This is a genomic window from Myxococcus sp. CA056 (genome assembly GCF_013336715.1).
GTDB classification, from domain to species: domain Bacteria; phylum Myxococcota; class Myxococcia; order Myxococcales; family Myxococcaceae; genus Myxococcus; species Myxococcus llanfairpwllgwyngyllgogerychwyrndrobwllllantysiliogogogochensis.
Genome location: NZ_JABUMT010000004.1, coordinates 353,662 through 376,680 on the forward strand (window position 1 = coordinate 353,662; position 23,019 = coordinate 376,680).

A 23,019-nucleotide genomic window follows, 5' to 3' on the forward strand; every position below is an offset into this window, starting at 1 on the left:
GCCGTCCCGGACGATGACTTCCCCGCTCCCTTCCGACGCCCTCCGCTGCATCCGCGCCGACTCTCGCGAGCCCGAGGGCTACCGCGCCGCCCTGGGCGACCGCCGCGCCTCGCTCCTGCTCACCGACCCTCCCTATTGCCTGCTCACCCGGCGTCGCAAGGGCGGCGACCTGAGAGACCCACGCGCCCACAAGAAGATCGACCAGAACCCCATCGTCCGCTTCGAGACTGTGCGCGACTACCGCGCCTTCTCCGAGGCCTGGCTCTCCCGCGCCCTGGCCCACCTCACCCCGGACGCCCCCCTCGTCATCTGGACCAACCTGCTCGGCAAGGAGCCCATCGTCACCGCCGCCAGGGCCCTGGGCTATCCCCACCTGCGCGGCGAATTCACCTGGGGCAAGCGCACCACCGACAAGAACGCCAACGAGCAGACCCTGCGCGTCTACGAGGTGGCCCTCGTCATCGCCCGCACCCCCGAGCCCGTGCTCGCCCCCGGTGACATGCCCACCGTCTGGGCCGTCGTCGGCGGCTATGACGATGACGGCGACGCCGCGCGCTGGGGCAGCCACCCCCACCACAAGCCCTTCTCCGTGGTCGAGCCGCTCGTGCGCACGTACAGCCGCCCCGGCGACACCGTGCTGGACCCCTTCGCCGGAAGTGGCTCGATGCCCGCCGCCGCCCTGCGTCTGGGCCGCCAGCCCGCGTGCCTGGAAATCGAGCCCGAGTGGGCCGAACGAGTCACCCACCGTCTGCGCGAGACGGCCGCCGCCTTCCCTCAGCCCCCCAGCGCCCGGTAGAGCCGCGTCTCCGACCAGCGCGGCACGTCCGTGGGCCGGTGTCCCCACCAGTTCATCACCAGTGTGCGCCTCAGCCGCGAGCGCCCCGGCAGCTTCCCCTCCGGAATCTGGTTCTCCGCGTCCAGCACCCCGTGCGTCAGCGTGCCGTCGAACAGCACCAGCCGGTTGGGGCGCGGCGTCACCAGGTCCGCGGTGTCCATGCGCGAGGGCGCGAGCGACGGATTCGCCTCGTCCGGCTTCTCTCGCGTCACCACCAGCGCTCCGCCGCGCACCCGGTTGAGGAACAACACGCTGCTGATGCGCGGATGCACCAGCTTCCCCGTGCGCAGCGCGAGCTTCTCGTCCCGGTCCTGGTGGAAGTCCACGCGCACGTCCGTCGGATACATCCTCGACAGCCACCACTCCACCCCGGCGATGCGCCGCTTCCCGGCGACCTGGGGCCGCAAGCTGGAGATGACGTCCTCCACCACGTTGGTCGGTGGCCCGAAGTCGTACCAGAACGTCGTCTGGTAGGTGTCCTTCAGTCGCTCGCGGCCGAGCACGCCCAGCCGCCGCAACAGGCGCCGGAAGAGGGGAGGGGACACGGCGCCTTCAGTGAGCTGGACGAGGGTTTCCACGGGAGACCGCAGCTTTGTCCCATGCGAAGGGTGGGCGCCACCTTCCTTTGCCGGTAGGCTGCGCGCCCCATTGCCCTCCTGCCGGAGGCACGCGGAGAGGCTGCTCGATGAAGGCTCACCACAAGATGCTCATCGGCATCGTCACCGGCACGGTGGCGGGACTCGCCGCCAACGCGCTCGCCGGCGGTGCCCCCTGGCTGGACTGGACCGTCACCAACGTGGCGTCCCCCGTGGGGCAGATCTTCATCCGCCTGCTGCTCATGCTCGTGGTGCCGCTGCTCTTCGCCGCGCTCGTCATGGGCGTCGCGGAGCTCGACCTGAAGCAGGTGGGCCGCCTGGGCGTCCGCACGCTGGGCTACACCGTCGTCCTGTCCACCATCTCCGTCCTCATCGGCCTGGTGCTCGTCAACCTCATCCAGCCCGGCGTGGGCCTCAGCGAAGAGGCCCTCGCGCTCGCTCGAAGCGGCACTCAAATCAAGGCGGCGCCGCCCCCGTCCGACACGTCCTTCGGCGCGGTGCTGATGTCCATGGTGCCCACCAACCCCCTGAAGGCCGCGGCCGACGGAGACATGATTGGCCTCATCGTCTTCTCACTCATCTTCGGACTGGGCGTGGCCCTCACCCCTGGCGAGCCCGTGCGGCACCTGCGCGACACGATTCAGGGCCTCTACGACGTGATGATGAAGCTCATCGACGGGGTGCTGAAATTGGCGCCCTTCGGCGTGGCCGCGCTGCTGTTCGCCATGACGGCGAAGCTGGGCCTGGGCATCCTCGGGCAGCTCGCCGCGTACGTGGGCACGGTGCTGCTCGCGCTCGCCATCCACATGTTCATCGTCTACTCGCTGTCGGTGCGCTTCCTCGGGGGCCGCAACCCCATCGAGTTCTTCCGCGACAGCCGCCTGGCCATCGTCACCGCCTTCTCCACGTCCTCCTCCAGCGCCACGCTGCCCACCGCGCTCAAGGTCGCCGAGGAGAACCTCAAGCTTCCGCCCAACGTGTCGCGCTTCGTGCTCACCGCCGGCTCGGCGATGAACCAGAACGGCACCGCGCTCTTCGAGGGCGTCACCGTGCTCTTCCTCGCGCAGGTGTATGGCGTGCCCCTGGACCTGCGGCAGCAGGCGCTCATCATGTTCATCTGCATCCTGGCCGGCATCGGCACCGCCGGCGTGCCCGCGGGCTCCATCCCGGTCATCGCGATGATTCTGGGCATGTTCAAGATTCCGGTGGAGGGCCTGGGGCTCGTCCTCGGCGTGGACCGCTTCCTGGACATGTGCCGCACCACACTCAACGTCACCGGGGACCTGGCCGCCGCCGTGTACGTGGCGCGCGGGGAACCGCCTGCCCGCACGGACGTCGAGCGAGCGACAGGCCCCACTGCCTCCTGACGCCGGGCATAAACCGTCCCCATCCTTCCCACCGGTAAACCGTCTCACCGCCTCACCCGACATAGGAGCCCGCATGAGGGTCACCAAGGATTCGATTGTCTCGCTGGAGTACCGGCTGCACCTCGGTGACGGACAGGTCATCGACCAGAGCGCGCCGGATCAGCCGCTCGCCTACCTGCACGGGCATCGCCAAATCGTCCCGGGCCTGGAGGGCGCCCTGGAGGGCCTGGGGCAGGGCGACAGCAAGCAGGTGGTGGTGCAGCCCGCCCAGGGGTACGGCGAGCATGACCCCGAGGGCGTGCGCGTCGTCCCGCGCTCCATGTTGCCCCCTGGCTTCAACCCGCAGCCCGGCCAGACGCTGATGGCCCAGACGGAGCAGGGCGACATCCCGCTGCGCATCCAGGAAGTGCGGGGCGACGACATCGTCATCGACCTGAACCACCCGCTCGCCGGCAAGACGCTCCACTTCGACGTCACGGTGAAGGACATCCGCCAGGCGTCCTCGGAAGAGCTCTCCCATGGCCACGTCCACGGGGCCGGTGGGCACGACCACGGGGCCGGTGGGCACGACCACGCCTGATCTCGGGGCGTGACGCCGTGCGGCGACACGGAGGGGCGGGGCAGGAATGCCTCGCCCCTTTCGCTTGCCTGCCGGAGTGAATGCTTCGTCGGGGAAGGGGCGTGCACTATCTTTGCCGCCCCAATGAGCCAGTCCCCCCCTCAACAGACTCCGAGCCCCAGTGGGCTTCGCCTCCAGCCCACCGACCCGCACGCAGGCGAGCCGGGTGCTTCCGCGACGCAGGACCCGGAGCTGTACTGGCTGAAGAATGTCTACCAGGGGGGCTCGCGCCAGCTCACCGTGCGCGCCGTCATCGCGGGCATGTTGATTGGCGCGGTGATGTGCCTGTCCAACCTGTACGTCATCCTCAAGACGGGCTGGAGCCTGGGCGTCACGATTACGGCGTGCATCCTGGCCTTCGCGGTGTTCGGCACGCTGCGCTCGCTCAGGCTGTTGAAGAACGACTTCACGGCGCTGGAGAACAACGCCATGGGCTCGGTGGCGTCGGCCGCTGGCTACATGACGGGCGGTGGCAACATGGCCGCCGTCCCCGCGCTGCTGATGCTCACCGGCGCGCTGCCGCCGTCGGGTTGGCTGGTGGTGTGGTTCGCCGTCATCTCCGCGCTGGGCGTCTTCGCGGCCATCCCCATCAAGCGCCAGCTCATCAACATCGAGGCGCTGCCGTTCCCCACCGGCACGGCCACCGCGGAGACCATTCGCGCCCTGCACGGCCATGGCGAGGTGGCCCGCCGCAAGTCCAAGCTCCTGGCGGGCGCGGGCTTCATCGGCGCCCTGCTGGTGCTGCTCCGCGATGCTCGCTTCACGTGGCTCACCAACATCCCGGACAAGGTGAGCATGCCGTTCACCATCCTGGGCAAGAAGGCCTCCGCGTGGACGCTGTCGTTCGACTTCAGCCTGCTGCTGGTGGGCGCCGGCGCGCTGGTGAGCTTCCGCACGGGCTGGTCCATGCTGCTGGGCGCGGTGCTGACGTACGGCTTCCTCGCGCCCGCCATGGTCACCCAGGGTGCCATTCCAGAAGTGACGTACCGGGCCATCAACACGTGGATGGTGTGGACGGGCTCGGCGGTGCTGGTGTCCTCGGGCCTGTTGGCCTTCGCCTTCCAGTGGCGCAGCGTGGCGCGCTCCTTCAAGGCGCTGTCGGGCCTGTTCGGTCGCAAGAGCTCCAAGGAGGAGGAAGCGGACCCGCTGGCGGGCATCGAGTGTCCTCCGTCCTGGTTCCCCCTGGGCTTCGCGGTGCTGGGCCCCATCGCCATCTTCCTGATGGCCTACCTCTTCCAGATTCCGTGGTGGGCGGGCGTGCTGGCCATGCCGTTGGCCGTCGTCATGGGCGTCATCGCCAGCCGCGTCACGGGTGAGACGGACACCACGCCGACGAAGGCGCTGGGGCCCGTCACGCAGCTCATCTTCGGAGGCCTGGCGCCGGGCAACATCCCCGCCAACGTGATGAGCGCCAACGCCACCGGTGGCGTGGGGCTCCACGCGGCGGACCTGCTGACGGACCTCAAGTCCGGGTGGCTTCTGGGCGCCAACCCTCGCCAGCAGTTCGTCGCGCAGTTGTTCGGCGTGGTGGCTGGCGCGGCGGTGGTGGTGCCGGTGTTCAACATCCTCATCCCCAGCCCGGACGTGCTTGGTTCGGCCGAGTTCCCCGCGCCCGCCACCATGGTGTGGGCCGGCGTGTCGAAGCTGCTCGCCACGGGCGTGTCGGCGATGCCCGTCACCGCGCGCTGGGGCGCCCTGTGTGGCGGAACGCTCGGCATCGTCCTCGTCCTGCTGGAGCGGTGGGCGCCGGTGAAGCTGAAGGGCTACGTGCCGTCACCCGCGGGCTTCGGGCTGGCCATCGTCATCCCCGGCTCCAGCTCCATCGCCTTCTTCCTGGGCTCCGCCATCGCCGAGGTGATGCGTCGCAAGGCGCCGAAGCTCGCGGAGGAGACCGTGCTGCCCGTGTCCTCGGGCTTCATCGCGGGAGAGAGCCTGTTGGGCATCGGCATCGCGATGGCGAAGGCCTTCGGGGTGATGCCCAAGTAGGCAGCAGCGGCGCCTCGCATCGAATCCCCAACAGGGGAGAGCGAGGCGCCCTCACGACTCGCCGTCAGTCCACCCGGCCGGTGGAGAACGAAGCCCCGGCCAGGAAGCGGAACGTGGGCGTGTCCAGGCCCGCGCCGACACCCGGGCCGCCCATGACGTAGAGGTCCATCCAGGACGTGGTGTGGCGGCGGATGGCCACCATCAGCTCCGCGCCCGTGCGGCCTCCCTGGAGCGGCACGCCGAGCAGCAGGCTCACCTCGCCGCGCGTCAGCTCTCCGGCGCGCGACGTCACCGTGCCGGCCAGCCGCAGCTCGTTGCCGATGACGTCCGCGGACTCGGCGGACAGCGCCATCAGGTTCTTCTTCTCGCGCAGGAAGACGCCGACCTCGGCGCCCAGCTGCCACGTCTCCGCGAGGAAGCCGAGCTGGAGGCTGGGGTGCATCGCGTAGGTGTCGCGCGCCAGCAGCTCCTTGCTTCCCACGGGCAGGGCCGCGGAGAGGTCCACGGCGAGCTGGAAGCCGAAGGCCGGACGCACCAGCGCGGCGCGAGCCCCCAGCCACGGTGAGCCCAGGCCCTGACCTTCCGGCGGGTTCACGTCCATGAAGGTGGTGCCGCCCTGGGTGACGATGAAGGGCACCTCCGCGTCCACCTGGAGCCAGTCCAGCACGCCGATGGCGGCCGTCACGTCCATGGTGAACTTGTTCTCCACCAGGCCCATGCCGCCGCCTGGCTCCCAGCGCGTCTGGAAGTGGAAGGGGAGCTGCTCGTAGTGCCCTTGTACGGCCACTCGCACCATGCCCGCGGGCAGCGTGCGGCCAGTGCTGACAACGAGCGAGCCGAGGCCCGCCGGGTCCAGCTCCAACCGTTGCAGGTTGAAGGTGGGCAGAGCGGCCGACTGCGCGGAGGCGGGCAGGGCCAGGACGACAGAGAACAGCGCCGACAGCAACGCAACCGCGGGCCGGAACGACACGACGACTCCTTCAGCAGTCATTGAAATGGCAGCTCACTCGAACAGAGGACCCCAAACGCGAAGCACTCGCATGGCGGAGGGGGGCGCGCAAGTGGACCTCCAAGTCACCCCTCTCCGGAAAGTATCGAGGCGTCGCCCCATGGAACGGCTTGACGGAAGTCTCATCCGGATTCTCCCTGGCTTGCCGTGAAGTCATTGCCTTGTCCCACGCGTGGGAAAACAGACACCCGGTGCAATGGCTGACGGGGGCGCCGCGTAGGGTCCATGTCCCCCACCAGGAGCCTTTTCGTGGCCATCCTCCTCGAGGATCTCCGCTACGCCGTCCGGCTGTTGCTCAAGAGCCGGGGCTTCACCGTTGTCTCCATTCTCACGCTCGCCCTGGCCATTGGTGCGAACACGGCCATCTTCAGCGTGGTTCACGGAGTGTTGCTGCGGCCGCTGCCGTACCCGGAGCCCGAGCAGCTGGTGCAGGTGTTTCGCCAGGATGAGGACGGGCGGGCGACCTCGCAGGCCATCGCGCAATACGTCTGGCTGTCGACGGAGGGCTCGCCCTTCTCCCAGGTCGCCGCGTCGGAGCTGCTGCCCACGGGCTTCAACGTCATGGGGGATGGGCTCCCGGAGCGCCTGTCCGGCATGCGGGTGACGGGGAACTTCTTCGAGACGTTTGGCGTGCGGCCCGCGCTGGGGCGCGGCTTCCTGCCGGAAGAGGACGTGGTGGGCGGGCCTCGGGTGGTGGTGCTCAGCCATGGGTTGTGGCAGCGGCGCTTCGGAGGCGCTCCCGACATCATCGGCCGCTCGTTCACGCTCAACGACCAGCCCTACACGGTGGTGGGCGTGGCGGCGGAGTCCTTCCAGCATCCTCGGCAGGCGCAGCTGTGGACACCGCTCCAACTGGACCTGACGAACACCGATGACTCCAACTTCCTCTACGTCGTTGGCAGGGTGCGCGCGGGGCTGTCGCCGGAGGGCGTCAGCGCGGCCCTGAAGACGCTGTCCGAGCGGCTGCGCGCGGACACGCCGCACCTGCTGCGTGGGCGGGAGATGTTCGTCGCAGAGGACCTGCGGACGTTCCTGGCGGGAGACCTGCGGCTGGCGCTCTGGGTGCTGCTGGGAGCGGTGGGACTGGTGTTGCTCATCGCGTGTGTGAACCTGGCCAACCTCCAACTGGCGAGGGCGGCGGCGCGACAGCGGGAGCTGGTGGTGCGCGCGGCGCTGGGGGCTCCGGCCCGGCGGCTGGTGGGGCAGCTCATGACGGAGAGCCTGTTGTTGTCCGTGGTCGGCGGTGGACTGGGCGTGCTGCTGGCCTCGGCGGTGCTGCCCGCGCTCCTGGCCCTGGCGCCCCCGGAGCTGTCCGTGCCGGGCGCGGCGGTGGGCTTGAATGGCGTGGTGCTGGTGTTCTCCGTGGGCGTGTCGCTGCTGACGGGAGTGCTCTTCGGGCTGTTGCCCGCGTGGCAGGCGTCGCGGCCGGACCTCCAGGATGCGCTGAGGCAAGGGGCGCAGCGGGCGACGTCGGGGCCTGGGGGCGGCAGGACGCGCAAGCTGCTGGTGGTGGGGCAGGTGGCGCTCGCGGTGGTGTTGCTCACGGGGGCCGCGCTGCTCATCCGGGGCTTTGGCGCGCTCCAGGTCGTCCGCCCCGGCTTCGATGCGAGCGACGTGCACGTGCTTCGCCTGTCGCTTCCGGAGGGGCGCTATGGCGAGCGGGAAGCCCTGGAGCGCTTCCACCGTCAGGTGGAGGAGCGGGTGCGGGCGCTGCCGGGCGTGACGGCGGTTGGCTTCACGCCCGCCCTGCCGATGGAGCTGGGGCCCAGCATGGGCTTCGCCATCGACGGCAAGTTCGAGGGCCGCCTGGACGGCCCTGGCGTGGGGTTTGGCCAGTATCGGCCCGTGTCGCCGGGGTACTTCGGTGCCCTGGGGCTGGAGCTGGTGCGAGGCCGGTTGCTTGCGGACACGGACGTGGCGGGGGCTCCCCACGTCGTGGTCATCAACGAGACGGCCGCGCGCAAGTACTGGCCGGGCGAGGATGTCATCGGCAAGAGCTTGCGTGTGGCCTACACGGTGCCGTCGCTGCAGGACACCGTGCCGCGCGTCATCGTGGGCGTGGTTCGCGACGTGCGCGAGAACGGGTTGGACCGGGAATCGCCCGCGGTGTTGTACGTGGCCTCGGGGCAGGTGGCCCCGACGCTCAACGGGATGCTGGTGCGCATGCTGCCGCAGAACCTCCTGGTGCGAGCCTCCGGGGGGCACGCGGCGCTGGTGGCGTCCGTGCAACGCGAGCTGTGGGCGGTGGACGCGCGGCAGCCGGTGACGGAGTCGCTGAAGCTGGGAGACCACGTGACGCGCACGCTGGGCTCCGAGCGCTTCAACATGGTGCTGCTGGGATTGATGGCGGCGCTGGCGCTCGGGCTGGCCGCGGTGGGCATCTACGGGGTGCTGTCCTATCTGGTGAGTCAGCGCACGCGGGAGATGGGCGTGAGGCTGGCGCTGGGGGCCACGCGCGGCGAGGTGGTGCGGCTGGTGTTCCTCCAGGGCCTGGGCTCGGTGGGCGCGGGCGTGGCGCTGGGCTTCGTGGGCGCGCTGGGCCTGACGCGGGTGGTCTCCGGGATGGTGCACGGCGTCAGCGCGCTGGACCCATGGGCCTTCGTCACCGCGCCGCTGGTGCTGCTCGCCGTGGGACTCGTCGCCACGTGGCTGCCGGCCCTGAGGGCCTCGCGCGTGGACCCCATCATCGCGCTCAAGTACGACTGATGAGCGGAGGGACGGGCCCACGCGCGAGGTCTGCGTGGGCCCCGCGCCTGTCAGCGGATGGCGAAGCCCCAGGTGTAGGGCGTGCTCCGGTAGCGGCAGGTGGTGCCGTCGCTCCAGGCCCAGGTGGAGTCGAGCCGCCCTCCCGCGCAGTACTCGCCCGCGTAGTCCGCCAGGTGCCCTCTTGCCCGGCCCTCGTGGTCATTGTCGCAGGCAATCTCGAGGTAGACGCCGCCTCGCCAGCTGAAGCCCACGCAGCCCATCATGATTTCCGAGCTGGCCGGGCCGTAGGTGCCCTGCTTGAAGGCGATGCCCGGTGTGCCGATGGCCATGTTGACCGCGGTGTGGTTCCACGTCTGGGCCGGGTAGGCCTGGACGAAGCCTTCGCCAAAGGTGCGGTTGAAGACGCGAATCTCGGTGAAGGGAACGCACGCGAGTCCGCGAGACCAGTCCTCGCTTCCCACCGTGCCACGCGAGGTGAGCCCCAGGCTCGTCCTTGCCGAGGCCGCCTGCCAGCCGGCGACGGTCCACCCGCCTCCCTCCGAACTCATGTCGCAGTAGTGCTGCGTGGCGCCGGTGTCACAGGGGTTCAGCGCGTACACGCCGCTGGGCAGGGCGGGGCAGTACTGGTGCAGCAGTCGGCACGAGGCGGGCGCGGCGGTGGGGGACTCGGGGCAGGGCTTGTCGGGGATGCTCGGACCCGAAGGGTCCGTGCCCGTCGCGGGGTTGCTGGTGACGGAAACGATGAGGTCGGAGAAGTTGTTGTTGGCCTGCTCGTGGGCGCGGTCGAAGTCCTCGAAGGCCAGCACGCGCCGCTGCGCGCCCGGGTGGTAGAGCGAGACGAGGTGCCGGCGCTGCGACGCGAGGGGCTCCGGATTCAGCGCATCCACCGAGTAGTAGGTCGTCCGGCCGTAGTCGACCTGGCCCCAATCCCAGCCGTTGGAGACGAGGAAGAAGCCAATCCGGGTGCCCGCGGGAAAGCGTCCCAGGCGCATGCGGTCACCCGGTGACAGCGTGCCCCCGGAGCCCCAGGCGGAGGCGTTGCCGAAGACGAGGTGCTTCTGCAGGCCCACCGTCGTGGTGGGCGGGCTGCTCTCCGGATAGGTGAAGTAGCCGAAGGCGTTCAGGAACGTCGCGGCCTCCGACACGAAGGTCACCCAGACATCCGACTCCGCGACGACGCGCACGTTGGGGTCGAAGCTCGACGACAGGTACTCCGGATGGTGCGCCAGGACGGACTGTCCTTCGGGCAGCGCCAGCTGGATGTCCTGGAGGAAGTCCGAGGGAAGGCTCTCCGGCGGTGCCTCCTCCACGGCGGCGCGGGATGTGGCCAGGGCGGGCGGCGCGGATTCCAGGCTCGCCTCCTCCGAATGACAGCCCCACGCCAGCAACAGACACAGCGGTGACAGCACCCGGCGCACCGGGCGGGACGAAATGAAAGACATGTCAGGGGACTCCCTGGAGGGAAGGGATGGCTCCGCGAGAGCCCCTGGATTGAATGGCAAACTTCGCGTGCCGGCAATTCCGGCCGCGCATGGAATGGAGCGGCTAGGCCGAGCCGGCCGCGAGGTCCTGGAGGACCTGCCAGCGCGCGTAGAGGCGGTCGATGTCGGCGATGGCGCCGTCGAGCTCCTTCTGCACCTCCGCCACCTTGCCGCTCTTGCTGTAGATGGTCGGGTCGGCGAGCTGGACCTCCAGCTCCGCCTTGCGCTTCTCGGCCACTTCGATGGTGGCTTCCATACCGTCCAGCTCGCGCTGGTCCTTGTAGGAGAGCTTGACCGCCTTGCGCGCCTCCGGCTTCGCCGCGGGAAGGGGGGCGACGGGGGCGGGCTCGTCCTTCTTCGGCGCGCCCTTCGCGGCCATGGCATCCGACTGCTCCTTCAGCCGCCGGTACATCGCGTAGTTGCCCTCGTAGCGCGTGACGCGGCCGTTGCCGTCGAACGTCACGATGCTGGTGGCCACCTTGTCGAGGAAGTACCGGTCGTGCGTGACGAGCAGCGTGCTGCCACCGAAGTCCAGCAGCAGCCGCTCCAGCACGTTGAGCGTGACGATGTCCAAATCGTTGGTGGGCTCGTCCAGCACCAGCACGTTGGCGCCCTCCAGGAACAGGCGCGCCAGGAGCAGCCGGTTGCGCTCGCCGCCCGACAGCGCCTTCACCTTCATCCGCTGCATGGGCACGGGGAAGAGCAGGTCGTCCAGGTAGTCGCGCAGCGCGACCTTCTGGTCGCCCAGGTCCACCCAGTCCTCGCCCTGCGAGGCCGCGTCGTACACCGTCATCTCCGGGTCCAACTGCGCCCGGTTCTGGTCGTAGTACGCGACCTTGGTGTTCTTCCCGATGACGAGCTTGCCGCCGTCCGGAGGCAGCTCCCCCAGGATGACGCGCAGGAAGGTCGTCTTGCCCACGCCGTTGGGGCCGACGAGGCCCACGCGCTCGCCGCGCTGGAGCCGGAAGTCCACGCCCTGCAGCACCTTGCGCTCACCGAAGGACTTCTGGAGCCCCTCCGACTCGATGACGGTGTGGCCCAGCCGGGGCGCGGCAATCACACGCAGGTCGGCGACCTTGGGGCGCTGGAAGCCCTTCTCCGCCATCAGCTTCTGTGCCCGGTCGATGCGCGACTTGCTCTTGGTGCGCCGCGCCTCGGGGCCCCGGCGCAGCCACGCGACTTCCTGGGCAATCCACCGCTCGCGCTTGTGCTGCGAGACTTCGGCGTTCTCCTGCGCCACCAGCTTCTGCTCCAGGTACGCCTGGTAGTTGCCCGGATAGGACGTGACGCCGCCGCCCGGCTGGATTTCGACGATGCGGTCCACCAGCCCATCCAGGAAGTACCGGTCGTGCGTGACGAGCAGGAGCGAGCCGGGCAGCTTGTCCAGCTCCTCCTCCAGCCAGTCCACCGTGTCCGCGTCCAGGTGGTTGGTGGGCTCGTCCAACAGCAGCATGTCCGGCCGCGTGAGGAGCGCCCGGGCAATGGCCACGCGCTTGCGCAGGCCTCCCGACAGCTGCGCCACCGGGCGGTCCCAGTCCTTCACGCCCAGCCTGTCGAGCAGCGTCTTGGCGTGGTGCTCGGTGTCCCAGCCGCCCAGCTGTTCGATGCGGTCCGACACCACGGCGAGCTGCTCCATCAGCTTCTCGTGGGCCTCCGGGGGAGAGGCCTCCAGCTTCAGCGCGAGCTCCGCCTGGGCGGCCATCGCCTCGCGCAGGGGGCCCTGGGCCACGGACAGCTCCGAGGCCACCGTGGCGCCCTCGGCGAACTCCGGCTCCTGGGGCAGGTAGGTGACGCGGGCGCCACGGCGCAGCTGCAGCTCGCCCGTGTCGGGCTTCGCCGCGCCCGCGAGGATCTTCATCAGCGACGTCTTGCCGGAGCCATTCACGCCCACCAGGCCCACGCGCTCACCCTCTTCGATGGTGACGGTGAGGCCCTGGAAGACGGTGCGACTGCCGAAGCTGAGCTGGACGTTGGCGGCACGAAGCAGCGTCACGGTGTTCTGACTCCTGAAAAGGCGAAAGGCGCCCCTCACTGATGAGGAGCGCCTTCCTTACAACCTCGACGTCGCGGTGGCGCGGACTACTTGCGCGCCGCCTGCTCGGCCGCGAGCTTCTCCTTGTACTGCGCCATCAGGGCCTCGGCCTCGTTGCGCGGCACCGGCGTGTACTTGGCGAACTCCATGGTGAACTCGCCCTTGCCCTGCGTCGCGGAGCGAAGGTCCGTGGAGTAGCCGAACATCGCGTTCAGCGGAACCTCGGCCACCGCGGTCACCTGGCCCTCGGCCGTCTCCGTGGAGAGGATGGTGCCACGGCGCTGGTTGAGCTGACCGACGACGGAGCCCTGGAAGTCCTCGGGCGCCGTGACTTCCACCTTCATCATCGGCTCGAGGATGATGGGCTTGGCGGCGGCGTAGCCCTCGCGGAAGCCCATGATGGCGGCCGTCTTGAACGCCATTTCGGACGAGTCAACCGCGTGGAACGCGCCGTCGTTGATGACCACGCGCAACCCGACGACGGGGAAGCCGATGAGGCTGCCCTTCTTGATGGCCTCGTTGAAGCCCTTCTCGCACGCGGGGATGAACTCGCGGGGGATGGAGCCACCGACGATGTCATCGACGAACTCGTACTGCTGCACCGCGTCCGAGGGCAGGGGCTCGATGTAGCCGCACACGCGCGCGAACTGACCGGAGCCGCCGGTCTGCTTCTTGTGCGTGTAGAAGAACTCGCCCTTCTGGCTGATGGTCTCGCGGTACGCCACCTGCGGCTTACCGGCCTGGACCTCGCACTGGTACTCGCGCTTCATGCGCTCGATGTAGATCTCCAGGTGCAGCTCACCCATGCCGCGGATGATGGTCTGCCCGGACTCTTCATCGCGGTGCACGCGGAAGGTGGGGTCTTCCTTGGTGAAGCGGTTGAGCGCCTTGGAGAAGTTGGCCAGGGCGGAGCGGTCCTTGGGCGCCACGGCGAGCGAAATCACCGCGTCCGGGACGTGCATGGACGTCATCGTGTAGTTCACCGTTCCATCGGTGAACGTGTCGCCGGAGGCGCACTCGACGCCGAACAGCGCGACGATGTCGCCGGCCGTCGCGTCGTTGATGTCGTCCATCTTGTTGGAGTTCATCCGGACGATGCGCGGAACCTTGACCTTCTTCTGGTTCACCTGGTTGAAGATGAAGTCACCCTTGGTGACGCGGCCCTGGTAGATGCGCATGTACGTCAGCTGCCCGTAGCGGCCGTCTTCCAGCTTGAACGCCAGACCGACGAAGGGCTTCTCCGGGTCGGACTCGAGGATGACCTTCGCCTCGTTGTTCTTCTGGTCCAGCGCCTCGTTGGTCGCCTCCTTGGGGTTCGGGAGGAAACCGCAGACCGCGTTCAGGAGCAGCTGCACGCCCTTGTTCTTGTAGGCGGAGCCGCACATGACCGGCGTCATCTTCAGGGCGATGGTGGCCCGGCGGACGGCGGCGGTGATCATGTCGTTCGGGATGGCGGCGTCGGACAGGAACAGCTCACCGAGCTGGTCGTCGACCTCGGCCACGCCTTCGATCATCTGCTGACGACGGACCTTGGCCTCGTCCAGCATGTCCGCGGGGATCTCCTCCTCGCGGACGATCTCACCGTTCTCACCGTCGAAGTAGAACGCCCTCATCTGGATGAGGTCGATGAGGCCCTTGAAGCGGTCCTCGGCGCCGATGGGGTACTGGAGCTTCACCGGGTGGTGGTTCAGCTTCTCCTTCAGCTGCGCGGCCACGCGGTCATAGTTCGCGCCGGCGCGGTCCATCTTGTTGACGAACGCGATGCGCGGAACGCGATAGCGCTTCATCTGCCGGTCCACGGTGATGGACTGGGACTGCACGCCCGACACCGAACAGAGGACGAGGATGGCGCCGTCGAGAACGCGCAGGGAGCGCTCCACCTCGATGGTGAAGTCCACGTGTCCCGGCGTGTCGATGAGGTTGATGTTGAACTCACCCCACATCGCGTACGTCGCGGCGGACTGGATGGTGATGCCCTTCTCACGCTCCAGATCCATCGAGTCCATGACCGCGCCCACGCCGTCCTTGCCGCGGACCTCGTGGATCTCATGGATCTTGCCCGTATAGAACAGGATGCGCTCGGAGAGCGTCGTCTTGCCCGAGTCGATGTGGGCAGAGATACCAATGTTACGAATCTTGTCGATGGGTGCGTTGGCGGCCACGATCCGGTCCTTCTTCTCTTGAAAGTGCCTGAGGGAACAGAGCAGGCGGGGCCCTTACTTCCCACGGGACTTGGTTTCCAGCCAAATCCGCATGACGGTGGGGTCCTATACTCCCACCTTTGTCTACAGATTCGGCCCACCTTATATACAGGGCGACCGGTCTCCCCGCTGCGCGGAGGGGCCGATCTGAATTCTTCCGAGGGTACCTAAACCATGAGTGCGAGCGAAAACTTCTCCGTGGCCAGAGCCTGGCTGCACGCCTTCAACGCCCACGACGTGGAGGCGCTGGTGGCGCTGTACGCCGAGGACTGCACCCACACGTCCCCCAAGATTCGGGTGCTGCATCCGGAGACCGGGGGGCAGCTGGTGGGGCGCTCGGCCCTGGGGAAGTGGTGGAGGGAGGCCATCGCCCGGCTGCCTGGCCTGCGCTACGAGGAGACGGCGCTGACGGCGGACGGAGAGCGTGTCTTCATGGAGTACCTGCGCCATTCGCCCGGCGAGGCGCCCATGCCGGTGGCGGAGGTGTTGGAGGTGCGCGGGGGCCGGATTGTCGCCTCGCGCGTGTACCACGGCTGAAACGGCCCCTGGCGCTGGGAATGGGCTAGGGTGGCGCGGCCCCAGAGGAGGACGGACGTGGCGACGAACCCCAGCGCTTTCGACAAGGACTTCGGCTACCTGCTGCCCTTCCTGGACAAGGTCGCCGCCGCCGCGGCCGAGCTTCCGGAGGGCTCCGCTCGCGAGGAGCTGACGCGGTTGATGGCGGAGGAGAAGGTCCGCTGGCAGCGCGCCCGGGAGCTGCTTCGCGGTGCCGCCGGGACAGTCGTGGACAGCGGGGCCGCGCCGCGCGCGCTGGCCCGGTCCTCCGCGGACGAGGTCCACGAGACGGCGCCGAGCCCCTCGGGGCTCACCGTGGGCAGTCTGAAGAGCGTGGGGAGCGTGAATCCTCCCCGCCGCCGCTGAGCCTCAGACGGTGCCGTGCTTGAGGTGGTCCAGCGCGTCGAACGTGGCCGCCTTGTAGGCCTCCGACAGCGTCGGGTAGTTGAAGCAGGTCTCGATGAACAGCCGCGCGGTGGAGCCGGTGAGCATCGCCACCAGCCCCACGTGCACCAGCTCCGAGGCCTGTTCTCCGATGACGTGCACGCCCAGGAGCTTCAGGCTCTCGCGGTGGAAGAGCAGCTTCAGCAGGCCGTACATCTCTCCGATGATCTGCCCGCGCGGGTTGGTGGCGAAGGCGGCGCGGCCGGCCACGTAGGGCACCCGCTTCGCGCGCAGGCCCTCTTCCGTCTCCCCGGCCATGGAGACTTCGGGGATGGTGTAGATGCCGTAGGGCAGCACCGTGGCCAGGGCCTGCGGGCCTTCCAACGTGAAGGCGTGCTCCACGGCGATGCGCGCCTGGTCCATGGAGGTGGAGGCCAGGGCGGGAAAGCCGATGACGTCGCCCACCGCGTAGATGTGGGGCACCGCCGTCTGGAAGCTGGGGCCCACCTCCACCTGTCCGCGAGCGCCCAGCTTCACGCCGATGTCCTGTAGCCCCAGGCCCGAGGTGTTCGCCGAGCGACCGGAGGCCACCAGCACCTGGTCGGTGTCCACCTCCTCCCCGGAGGAGAGCGTCAGGCGGATGGGCACCTCGCACGCGGCGGGCACGTCCACCTTCTCCACCGTCTGGCCGAAGCGCAGGCGGATGCCGAGCGCCTCCATGCGCTGGGCGAGCAGCGCGGAGATTTCGTCGTCGAGGAAGGGCAGCACCTCGGGCTTCACCTCCACCAGCGTCACGGGGATGCCCAGCGCGGCGAACATGCACGCGTACTCGCAGCCGATGACGCCGCCGCCCACGACGACGAGCGAGCTGGGGAGCCGTCCAATCTCCAGCACCTCGTCCGAGTCGTGCACGCGGATGTCGCCGAAGGGATACAGCGGAGGCCGGTACGGGGAGGAGCCGGTGGCGACGAGGATGACGGAGCCGGTGAGCAGGAGGTCCTCCGCGCCCTTGCGGCACACCCGCACGGTGTGCGCGTCCACGAACGAGCCGACGCCTTGCAACACCTGGACGCCATGCTTCTGGAGGTTGTGGCCAATGCGCTCGCGCTCCATGCCCTTCACGCGGCGCTCGCGGTAGAGGAAGTCGGAGACGGTGGCCTCGTGGCGCAGCGTGGTCTCCACGCTGTAGAGGCCTCGGGCCTTGAGGCCGGACAGGTGCAGCGCCGTCTCGCGGAGCGTCTTCGAGGGCAGCGTGCCGGTGTTCGCCGCCGTGCCGCCCAGCACCGACTCCCGTTCCACCACCGCGACGCGCTTGCCCGCCATCGCGGCCTGCACCGCGCCCCACTCGCCGGCCGGGCCGGAGCCAATCACCACCAGGTCAAAGTCCACCATGGGGCGAAGGTACGCGAGGCCACGCGACCTTTGAAGTCACGGAAGGAGATGTTCCTCGAAGAAGAGGGCCGTCTTGCGCATCGCCTCGCGCGAGTCCTCCACGTCGTCCGTCAACTCGAAGCCGTGGTGACCCTCCGGAAGCTCCATCAGCGTGAGGGGGGCCCCTCGGCTCCGGGCCTCCTTCACGAAGTCGTCGAGGGCGGCGTTGAGCGGAGGAGTGTCCAGGCCTGCGCGCAGCACGAGCAGCGGCGGCACCTTCTTGGCGTTCGCCGCCTTCAGGCCGTCCATGGGCCCGAGGCCTCGGGGCACGTCCGGGCCTCCGAGCAGGGGGTACCACGCCACCGCGCAGCGCAACCAGGCGGGAGGCGCCTTGCTCAGCGCGGGAGACAGCCCCCAGAGCCCTCCGGCGGACATGGCCATGAGGCAGACGCGGTCCGCGTCGAGCGGCTCCGTCGCCGCCTGCTTGCGCACGAAGGCCAGCGCCGCGTCCACGCGCTTCTGGAGGTCGGCGACGCGTGTGAGCCACTGGGACTTCTCGATGCCCGTGGACGGGGAGCCCAGCTCCACCAGCGCCACCGCGAAGCCTTGTGTGGCCAGCCAGCGGGCCTGACCGGCGAAGGCGGGCAGGTCCCTCACGAGCGGGGTCAGGTCCGGGTGCAGCAGCCCATGGGCCAGCACGATGATGGGCACGCGTCCCTGGGACACCGCCTCCGGGATGTACAGGTCCAGCTTGTAGTCGCGGCCGCCCGCGCGCGTGTACGTGAGCGCCCGGCGGACCTGCACCTCCTCCATGCCGGGGATGGTGAGGACGGGCCGGGCCTTGGTCCACTCGGGCAGGGGGAGGCCCTGGAGCTCCGGAGGCATGGGGAGGGCAATCATCGGAGGGCCGAAGGCGGGCACCTCGCCGAAGCCCAGGTGCGTGCGCAGCCATTGGGCCCGGTCCCTGCGCGCGGCGTCGCCCAGCTCATGGCCTCCTTCGTAGACCTTGGCGAGCTTGGGCATCGTGGCCGCGTCGATGAACGTGTTGACCTGCGCGGCGGTGACCCAGGCGTCCGAGCGGCCATTCTGGAAGAAGAGTGCCCGGGGCGCCGCATGGCCCACCCCCACCACGCCGTCGAGCACCGCCATCTTCCGCACGAGCTTCGCGAAGTCCTCCTTGGACATCGCGTTGGCGAGCTGCTTCTCGTTGTCCAACTCCATCTCGCGGATGCTCTTGGAGTAGTCGCCCACGCCATTCATCAGGACGAAGGCGCGCAGCCGGGGCTCCACGCCCGCGAGGGCGCCGCCCACCATCGCGCCCATGCTGTGGCCCACGAAGCCCAGTCGCCGAGCGTCGACCTCCGGCCGCGAGGCGAGCAGGTCCACCGCGCGCCGCATGTCCACCAGCATTTGAAGGGACGAGTCGTAGATGGCCGCGCCCTTGAGCGAACCACGCCAGGGGGCCGGGCGGACATGGGGGGCATCGACCAGCAGCGACACCACGCCCGAGCGGGCCAGGGAGAGGGCCTCGTCGAGGAACTCGTTCTTCGAGCCTTGTCCCCAGTGCAGGAAGGTGAGGCCGGCGAATGGCCCGGGGCCCGGGGGCGTGACGAGGTAGGCGGGGACGCGTCCGCCCTTCGGGCTGGCGTACGTCAGCTCCGTCACCGTGATGTCGCCGCGCCGCTGCGCGCGGACCGTCTTCACGTCGAGCGGCGCCTTCGCGTCGTAGTCCGTCACGCTCCGCAGTTCGCCGAGGAGCGTCGCGGCGGCGGGCTCCTGCTCGGCTCGGGCCGGAGGAGTGGTGAGCAGCACCAGCAGGAGGACGAGCCAGCGCGGAGCGGGACGATACCGGGTCATGGAAGCGCCTCGGCTTCGGACTGCGGGCCTCCCTGGAGTGGGAGGGAGGCCCGAGTCTGAGCCGTCCCCGCGCGAGCGCAAGTCTCGCGTGAGGTCAGGAGCGCGGACCGTAGACGGGCAGGGGTGCTCCGACTTCGTAGGCCCCCAGGTCCGGCGCCGTACCGCTGAAGCCGTCGTTGATGTTGGCGAGGGGCGCTCCCGCGTTCTCCACGGCCGAGCCCGTGCGCGGGCGCAGGTCGGGCGCGGCATACAGCGTCATCGGCGCGGCGGGGTAGGCGACGGACGCGGCGAAGACTCCGAGGTCCACCTGCACGGCGTTCTTTTCGGTGGTGCTGGCACGCAGGGCGCTCAGGCCCGTCAGGGCGCTGCCACCCCAGGTGGCGGTGAAGTTGCCGGACGTGGTGCCGAAGCCGTCGTGGTCCAGGTTGGCGCTCGCGGTGACCAGGTCGGGGATGTGGAGCACCCGCCCGTTGGCGTTGCCGCTGTTGTAGCCGTTGAAGGACCCGCCCGGTCCGCCGATGAACAGGTTGTTGCGCGAGTACAGGTTCGCCACGGGCTTGCCCGCGGTGATGCCGAGCCCGTCGCCATGCTTCACCACGGTGTTGTGCAGCAGCACGTCGCCCGAGCTGCCCCGGTACAGTTTGAAGGCGATGTGCACCGTGTTGTAGGCGGCGTTGCGGACGAAGTACGTGGGGCCGCCGAGGCTCGGCTGCGACGACAGGGCGATGAAGTTGTTGGTGAGGCGGTTGCCGACGATTCGGCAGTTGTGGAAGCAGAAGTCCGCCTCGACTCCATCGTCCGCGTTGCCGATGAGGTCGTTGTTGAGGATGTCGATGCTGTACTGGTCCACCGCGGCGTCGTCCTCCATCAGGGAGATGCCGTCGCGGAACCCGGTGACGCGGTTGTTGAGAATCACGTGGCCCGGGCCCGTGACGCAGATGCCCTCACCCTGGTTGTTGCCGTTGACGCCGAGCGAGGCCTCTGCCCACTGCGTGACACCTGTCACGACGTTGTCGGCGATATAGGCGTTCTCCGCGCGCAGGAAGGTGACGACGGCGTCGCCTCCGTTCGCGGTGGTGGCGTTGACGGTGGAGCGGGTGAGCACGAAGTGCTTCGAGCCGTTGAAGCGGACGCGGCCGTTGATGGTGAGCCGGTCGAAGTGCACGTAGCTCTGGTTGAACAGGTTGATGGGGCCGGTGAGGATGGTGCCGGTGGTGCCGCGCAGGACGATGGGCTTGCCCTCGGTGCCGCTGCGAGACCAGTCGAACGCGCTGTATGTCCCCGCGCCCAGCTCGAGGATGTCGCCCGGCTGCGCGCCGGAGGCAACGGTGGCGAAGGTGGCGGGGGTCACCGCCTTGACGGGAGCACTCGCCATGGGGGTTGGCACCGCGCGCGTGGTCGCCGTCTCCGTCCGCGTGGTGGAGCCTCCGTCCGGGTCCGTGAGGGTGACCTCCAACTCGTAGCGCGTCCCGGGCTGGAGGCCGAACACGCTGCCGGAGTGGCGCGAGCCCCAGCTGAAGCCCTCGTTTGTTCCGGCCGGGATGCGGCGCAGCGGCAGGGCCTGCTGCCAGGTGCCCGTGCCGACGGGGCGGTAGCGGACGGAGACGACGCCGTTCGCGTTGGGGTCACCGGAGAAGGCCCACTCCACCGTCAGGTGGTGCAGCGTCGGGAAGGGGAGGGTGATGGCTCCAGGGACGGTGGCGTCGGCGCTGGTCGCCCCTCCGTCGGGGTTCGCCTGGGTACCTCCGTCGGGGTCCGGCTGGGAGCCGCTGTCCTCGCGCGTGCCTCCGTCGGGGAGCACGGAGCCATCGGGAGCGCCTGTTCCCGCGTCGTCCCCAGTGTCGTCGTCTCCTCCGCCACACGCGACGCAGAGAAGCAGCAGGACAGCGCAGGACCACTGCCGGATGAGAGCGTTCATGCGCCGGGATTCTGCCCGGAGCGAGGGCTCACCGCGAGAGAACCTGCTGTCGCGGGCGGTGTGGCACTTGCTGTCGGGGATGTGGGTGGCGCGAGCGAGCGCGCCGCGACGTCACTCGCTCGGTGGGGTGCGCCCCGAGTAGAGCAGGCCGTCGCGCACTTCCTCCTCGGTGAGGAGGCGGTAGGTCCCCTCGGGGATGTCGTTGAGCTCGATGCCACCCACGGCCTCGCGGTGGAGGGCGCGCACGGGGAGCCCCACGGCGCCGAGCATCCGCTTCACCTGGTGGTGTCGGCCCTCGGTGAGGGTGACCTCCACGGTGTGCTCGTCGCGGATGCGCACGGTGGCGGGGCGCGCGGGGCCGTCGTCGAGCGTCATCCCCTGGCGGAGGGGCTCCACGCGCGCTTCGTCGGGGGTGCTGAAGACGGTGGCCACGTAGCGCTTGGGCAGTTGCGTGTCAGGGGAGGTGGCGTGGGCGACGAACTTGTCGTCATTGCTGAAGAGCAAGAGGCCCGTGGAGTCCACGTCGAGGCGGCCCACCGCGTGCCACGTGTAGCCGGCCAGGTCCGGGGGCAACTGGCGCAGGAGCACCTCGAAGACGGTGCCGGTGCGGTGCTGGGACACGGTGGAGGACAGCACGCCCGCGGGCTTGTGGAAGGCGAGCACGCGCGTGGCGGGGGCCGACAGCGGGACGACCTTGCCATCCACGCGCACGACGGAGCCGGGGGGCACGGGGGCGAGGGGCATGAGCGCGACGCGCGCGTTGATGGTGACGCGGCCGGCGCGGATGGCGTCGTCGGCCTCCTTCTGGGGGAACACGCCTGCTCGGGCGAGCGCGCGCGACAGCCAGTCCGGCTTCTCCTTGCCCTCCCAGCGCTGGTGTTGCTGAGGGGCCTTGGGCTTGTCGTACTTGCGAGGCATGGGCTTCCAGGGGGCAGGTGACGCGAGGGCGGGTCGGGAGCACCGGGTGTCGTCGACCCGCCGCGAGGGCGGCGTCATATCATCACCAGTTCCCCGACGTGGCGCATCTCACCGCCGACGTCCGGGAGCGGTCGTCGTAGAGTCAGGGGCATGACCTCGCGTGCCGGAACACCGCCTGTCCGGGATGAAACCCGGATGCATCCGCTGGATGGGTTCATCGCCTCGCTGGCGAGTCACTCGCTGTTCTGTGACGGCTGGGGGGACGAGCAGGCGTTCACGGGGCCGGGTCTGTCGGACCGGCTCTGCGCCCGGCCTGGCCCGCTCTCCATGAGCTGGGAGGCGGAGCAGTCGCGGGGGCGGCGTTGCTTCCGGGATGGCGCGTTCGAGTCGCCCTGGGCGGCGCTGCCTCCGGAGGTCCGTCGCGGCAAGGTGCGGTGGTTCTCCTCCACGCGAGGTCGCGGGCGGGATGCGTGCGTGGTGCTGGCCTCATCACGGGACGAGGGTTTCCGGCTCAGGACGTGGCTCTTCGCGCCGCTGGTCGACGAGGGCGTGGACTTGTTCTTCCTGGAGAATCCCTTCTACGGGACGCGCAGGGCGACGGGGCAGAAGGGGCCGCACATCCGCACGGTGAGCGAGCAGTTGAACATGAACATCGCGAGCATCGAGGAGGCGCGGGCGCTCGTGGCGCATGCGCGGCGGGAGGGGTACGAGCGCGTCGCGGTGGCGGGATACAGCATGGGTGGCTACATGGCGGCGCTCGCGGCGGCGACGATGCCGGAGCCCGTGGGAGTCGCGGCGCTCGCGGCGGGAGCGTCACCCGCGCCCGTGTTCACGAAGGGCGTGCACGGGCGCTCCATCGATTTCAAGAAGCTGGGAGGCTCGCCGGACGAAGCGGAGGCCCGGCTGCGGCTCGCGACGATTCTGGACGCGGCGAATGCGTGTCTCTTGCCGCCGCCCGCGAAGCCGAGCGCCGCCGTCATCGTGGCGTGCGCGAGGGATGCCTTCGTGCCGTTGTCCGAGGCGCGAGCGCTTCACGCGCACTGGGCCGGAAGCGAGCTGCGCGTCCTGGACGCGGGCCACATCTCCGCGCTCATCACCTCTGGGTCGGCGCTGCGCGGAGCGATTCGAGACGCGGTCCATCGCTCCGGCGAGTGACTCCGGGGCACTGGCGCAACACGTCTCGT

General features: G+C 69.4%; 17 protein-coding genes. 8 read left to right on the top strand and 9 right to left on the bottom strand.

From position 1 onward, the window contains the following. The first annotated feature begins 13 nt into the window (after nucleotides 1–13). Nucleotides 14–796: a DNA methyltransferase gene (locus tag HUA76_RS19825; RefSeq protein WP_141647582.1), complete on the top strand. Its 783-nt coding sequence runs from the start codon at nucleotides 14–16 to the stop codon at nucleotides 794–796. Here HUA76_RS19825 and HUA76_RS19830 read toward each other — a convergent pair. Next, a complete protein-coding gene (locus tag HUA76_RS19830; protein WP_141647583.1) occupies nucleotides 775–1,413 on the bottom strand; it encodes a 2OG-Fe(II) oxygenase in 639 nt (212 codons plus the stop codon). The genes HUA76_RS19825 and HUA76_RS19830 overlap by 22 nt on opposite strands. Before the next feature lie 107 nt (nucleotides 1,414–1,520). Between HUA76_RS19830 and HUA76_RS19835 the strand changes: the two genes are divergently transcribed. The 3 genes from HUA76_RS19835 (at nucleotide 1,521) to HUA76_RS19845 (ending at nucleotide 5,403) form a co-directional block, all read left to right on the top strand. Further along, complete coding sequence (locus tag HUA76_RS19835; protein WP_174461789.1) at nucleotides 1,521–2,798, top strand: dicarboxylate/amino acid:cation symporter; 1,278 nt, start codon at nucleotides 1,521–1,523, stop codon at nucleotides 2,796–2,798. Nucleotides 2,799–2,871: 73 nt separating this feature from the next. After that, complete coding sequence (locus tag HUA76_RS19840; RefSeq protein ID WP_141647585.1) at nucleotides 2,872–3,378, top strand: peptidylprolyl isomerase; 507 nt, start codon at nucleotides 2,872–2,874, stop codon at nucleotides 3,376–3,378. A 123-nt stretch (nucleotides 3,379–3,501) separates the two neighbouring features. Continuing rightward, nucleotides 3,502–5,403 (top strand): OPT family oligopeptide transporter, encoded by a 1,902-nt coding sequence (locus tag HUA76_RS19845; RefSeq protein WP_174461790.1) that lies wholly within the window; start codon nucleotides 3,502–3,504, stop codon nucleotides 5,401–5,403. Nucleotides 5,404–5,467: 64 nt separating this feature from the next. On the opposite strand, the gene HUA76_RS19850 is transcribed toward HUA76_RS19845, so the two are convergent. Further along, complete coding sequence (locus HUA76_RS19850) at nucleotides 5,468–6,373, bottom strand: flagellar motor protein MotB (protein ID WP_371745609.1); 906 nt, start codon at nucleotides 6,371–6,373, stop codon at nucleotides 5,468–5,470. 288 nt (nucleotides 6,374–6,661) lie between these two features. On the opposite strand from HUA76_RS19850, the gene HUA76_RS19855 reads away from it, so the two are divergent. Next, on the top strand, nucleotides 6,662–9,118 hold the full coding sequence (locus HUA76_RS19855; protein WP_174461792.1) for an ABC transporter permease: 2,457 nt from the start codon (nucleotides 6,662–6,664) through the stop codon (nucleotides 9,116–9,118). Nucleotides 9,119–9,168: 50 nt separating this feature from the next. Here HUA76_RS19855 and HUA76_RS19860 read toward each other — a convergent pair whose 3' ends face one another. The 3 genes from HUA76_RS19860 to fusA form a co-directional block, all read right to left on the bottom strand. Next, nucleotides 9,169–10,560 (bottom strand): fibrinogen-like YCDxxxxGGGW domain-containing protein, encoded by a 1,392-nt coding sequence (locus tag HUA76_RS19860; protein WP_174461793.1) that lies wholly within the window; start codon nucleotides 10,558–10,560, stop codon nucleotides 9,169–9,171. 103 nt (nucleotides 10,561–10,663) lie between these two features. Continuing rightward, nucleotides 10,664–12,592 (bottom strand): ABC-F family ATP-binding cassette domain-containing protein, encoded by a 1,929-nt coding sequence (locus tag HUA76_RS19865; RefSeq protein WP_174457213.1) that lies wholly within the window; start codon nucleotides 12,590–12,592, stop codon nucleotides 10,664–10,666. An 86-nt stretch (nucleotides 12,593–12,678) separates the two neighbouring features. Further along, nucleotides 12,679–14,793, bottom strand: a complete 2,115-nt coding sequence (fusA, locus tag HUA76_RS19870) for an elongation factor G (RefSeq protein WP_174457212.1) — start codon at nucleotides 14,791–14,793, stop codon at nucleotides 12,679–12,681. 213 nt (nucleotides 14,794–15,006) lie between these two features. Between fusA and HUA76_RS19875 the strand changes: the two genes are divergently transcribed. After that, entirely contained in the window at nucleotides 15,007–15,369 is a 363-nt protein-coding gene (locus tag HUA76_RS19875; RefSeq protein ID WP_174461794.1) for a nuclear transport factor 2 family protein, read from the top strand. Nucleotides 15,370–15,426: 57 nt separating this feature from the next. Continuing rightward, nucleotides 15,427–15,753: a hypothetical protein gene (locus HUA76_RS19880; RefSeq protein ID WP_141645973.1), complete on the top strand. Its 327-nt coding sequence runs from the start codon at nucleotides 15,427–15,429 to the stop codon at nucleotides 15,751–15,753. 3 nt (nucleotides 15,754–15,756) lie between these two features. Here the strand turns inward: HUA76_RS19880 and sthA are convergent, their stop codons facing one another. The 4 genes from sthA to HUA76_RS19900 form a co-directional block, all read right to left on the bottom strand. Next, nucleotides 15,757–17,163, bottom strand: coding sequence for a Si-specific NAD(P)(+) transhydrogenase (gene sthA, locus HUA76_RS19885; RefSeq protein WP_141645972.1), 1,407 nt, complete (start codon nucleotides 17,161–17,163; stop codon nucleotides 15,757–15,759). Nucleotides 17,164–17,199: 36 nt separating this feature from the next. Then, entirely contained in the window at nucleotides 17,200–18,999 is a 1,800-nt protein-coding gene (locus HUA76_RS19890; protein ID WP_174461795.1) for an acyl-CoA thioester hydrolase/BAAT C-terminal domain-containing protein, read from the bottom strand. 94 nt (nucleotides 19,000–19,093) lie between these two features. Next, nucleotides 19,094–20,917, bottom strand: coding sequence for a right-handed parallel beta-helix repeat-containing protein (locus HUA76_RS19895; RefSeq protein WP_254614348.1), 1,824 nt, complete (start codon nucleotides 20,915–20,917; stop codon nucleotides 19,094–19,096). A gap of 111 nt (nucleotides 20,918–21,028) precedes the next feature. Then, entirely contained in the window at nucleotides 21,029–21,835 is an 807-nt protein-coding gene (locus HUA76_RS19900) for a pseudouridine synthase (protein WP_174461796.1), read from the bottom strand. Nucleotides 21,836–21,985: 150 nt separating this feature from the next. On the opposite strand from HUA76_RS19900, the gene HUA76_RS19905 reads away from it, so the two are divergent. Next, a complete protein-coding gene (locus HUA76_RS19905; protein ID WP_174461797.1) occupies nucleotides 21,986–22,990 on the top strand; it encodes an alpha/beta hydrolase family protein in 1,005 nt (334 codons plus the stop codon). Nucleotides 22,991–23,019 lie beyond the last annotated feature (29 nt).

Excerpts from the sequence above, each read along its gene's own strand:
- HUA76_RS19825 (WP_141647582.1), top strand. The coding sequence starts at position 14 with ATGACTTCCCCGCTCCCTTCCGACGCCCTCCGCTGCATCCGCGCCGAC.
- HUA76_RS19835 (WP_174461789.1), top strand. The coding sequence starts at position 1,521 with ATGAAGGCTCACCACAAGATGCTCATCGGCATCGTCACCGGCACGGTG.
- HUA76_RS19840 (WP_141647585.1), top strand. The coding sequence starts at position 2,872 with ATGAGGGTCACCAAGGATTCGATTGTCTCGCTGGAGTACCGGCTGCAC.
- HUA76_RS19845 (WP_174461790.1), top strand. The coding sequence starts at position 3,502 with ATGAGCCAGTCCCCCCCTCAACAGACTCCGAGCCCCAGTGGGCTTCGC.
- HUA76_RS19860 (WP_174461793.1), bottom strand. The coding sequence starts at position 10,560 with ATGTCTTTCATTTCGTCCCGCCCGGTGCGCCGGGTGCTGTCACCGCTG.
- HUA76_RS19875 (WP_174461794.1), top strand. The coding sequence starts at position 15,007 with ATGAGTGCGAGCGAAAACTTCTCCGTGGCCAGAGCCTGGCTGCACGCC.
- sthA (WP_141645972.1), bottom strand. The coding sequence starts at position 17,163 with ATGGTGGACTTTGACCTGGTGGTGATTGGCTCCGGCCCGGCCGGCGAG.
- HUA76_RS19890 (WP_174461795.1), bottom strand. The coding sequence starts at position 18,999 with ATGACCCGGTATCGTCCCGCTCCGCGCTGGCTCGTCCTCCTGCTGGTG.
- HUA76_RS19895 (WP_254614348.1), bottom strand. The coding sequence starts at position 20,917 with ATGAACGCTCTCATCCGGCAGTGGTCCTGCGCTGTCCTGCTGCTTCTC.
- HUA76_RS19900 (WP_174461796.1), bottom strand. The coding sequence starts at position 21,835 with ATGCCTCGCAAGTACGACAAGCCCAAGGCCCCTCAGCAACACCAGCGC.
- HUA76_RS19905 (WP_174461797.1), top strand. The coding sequence starts at position 21,986 with ATGACCTCGCGTGCCGGAACACCGCCTGTCCGGGATGAAACCCGGATG.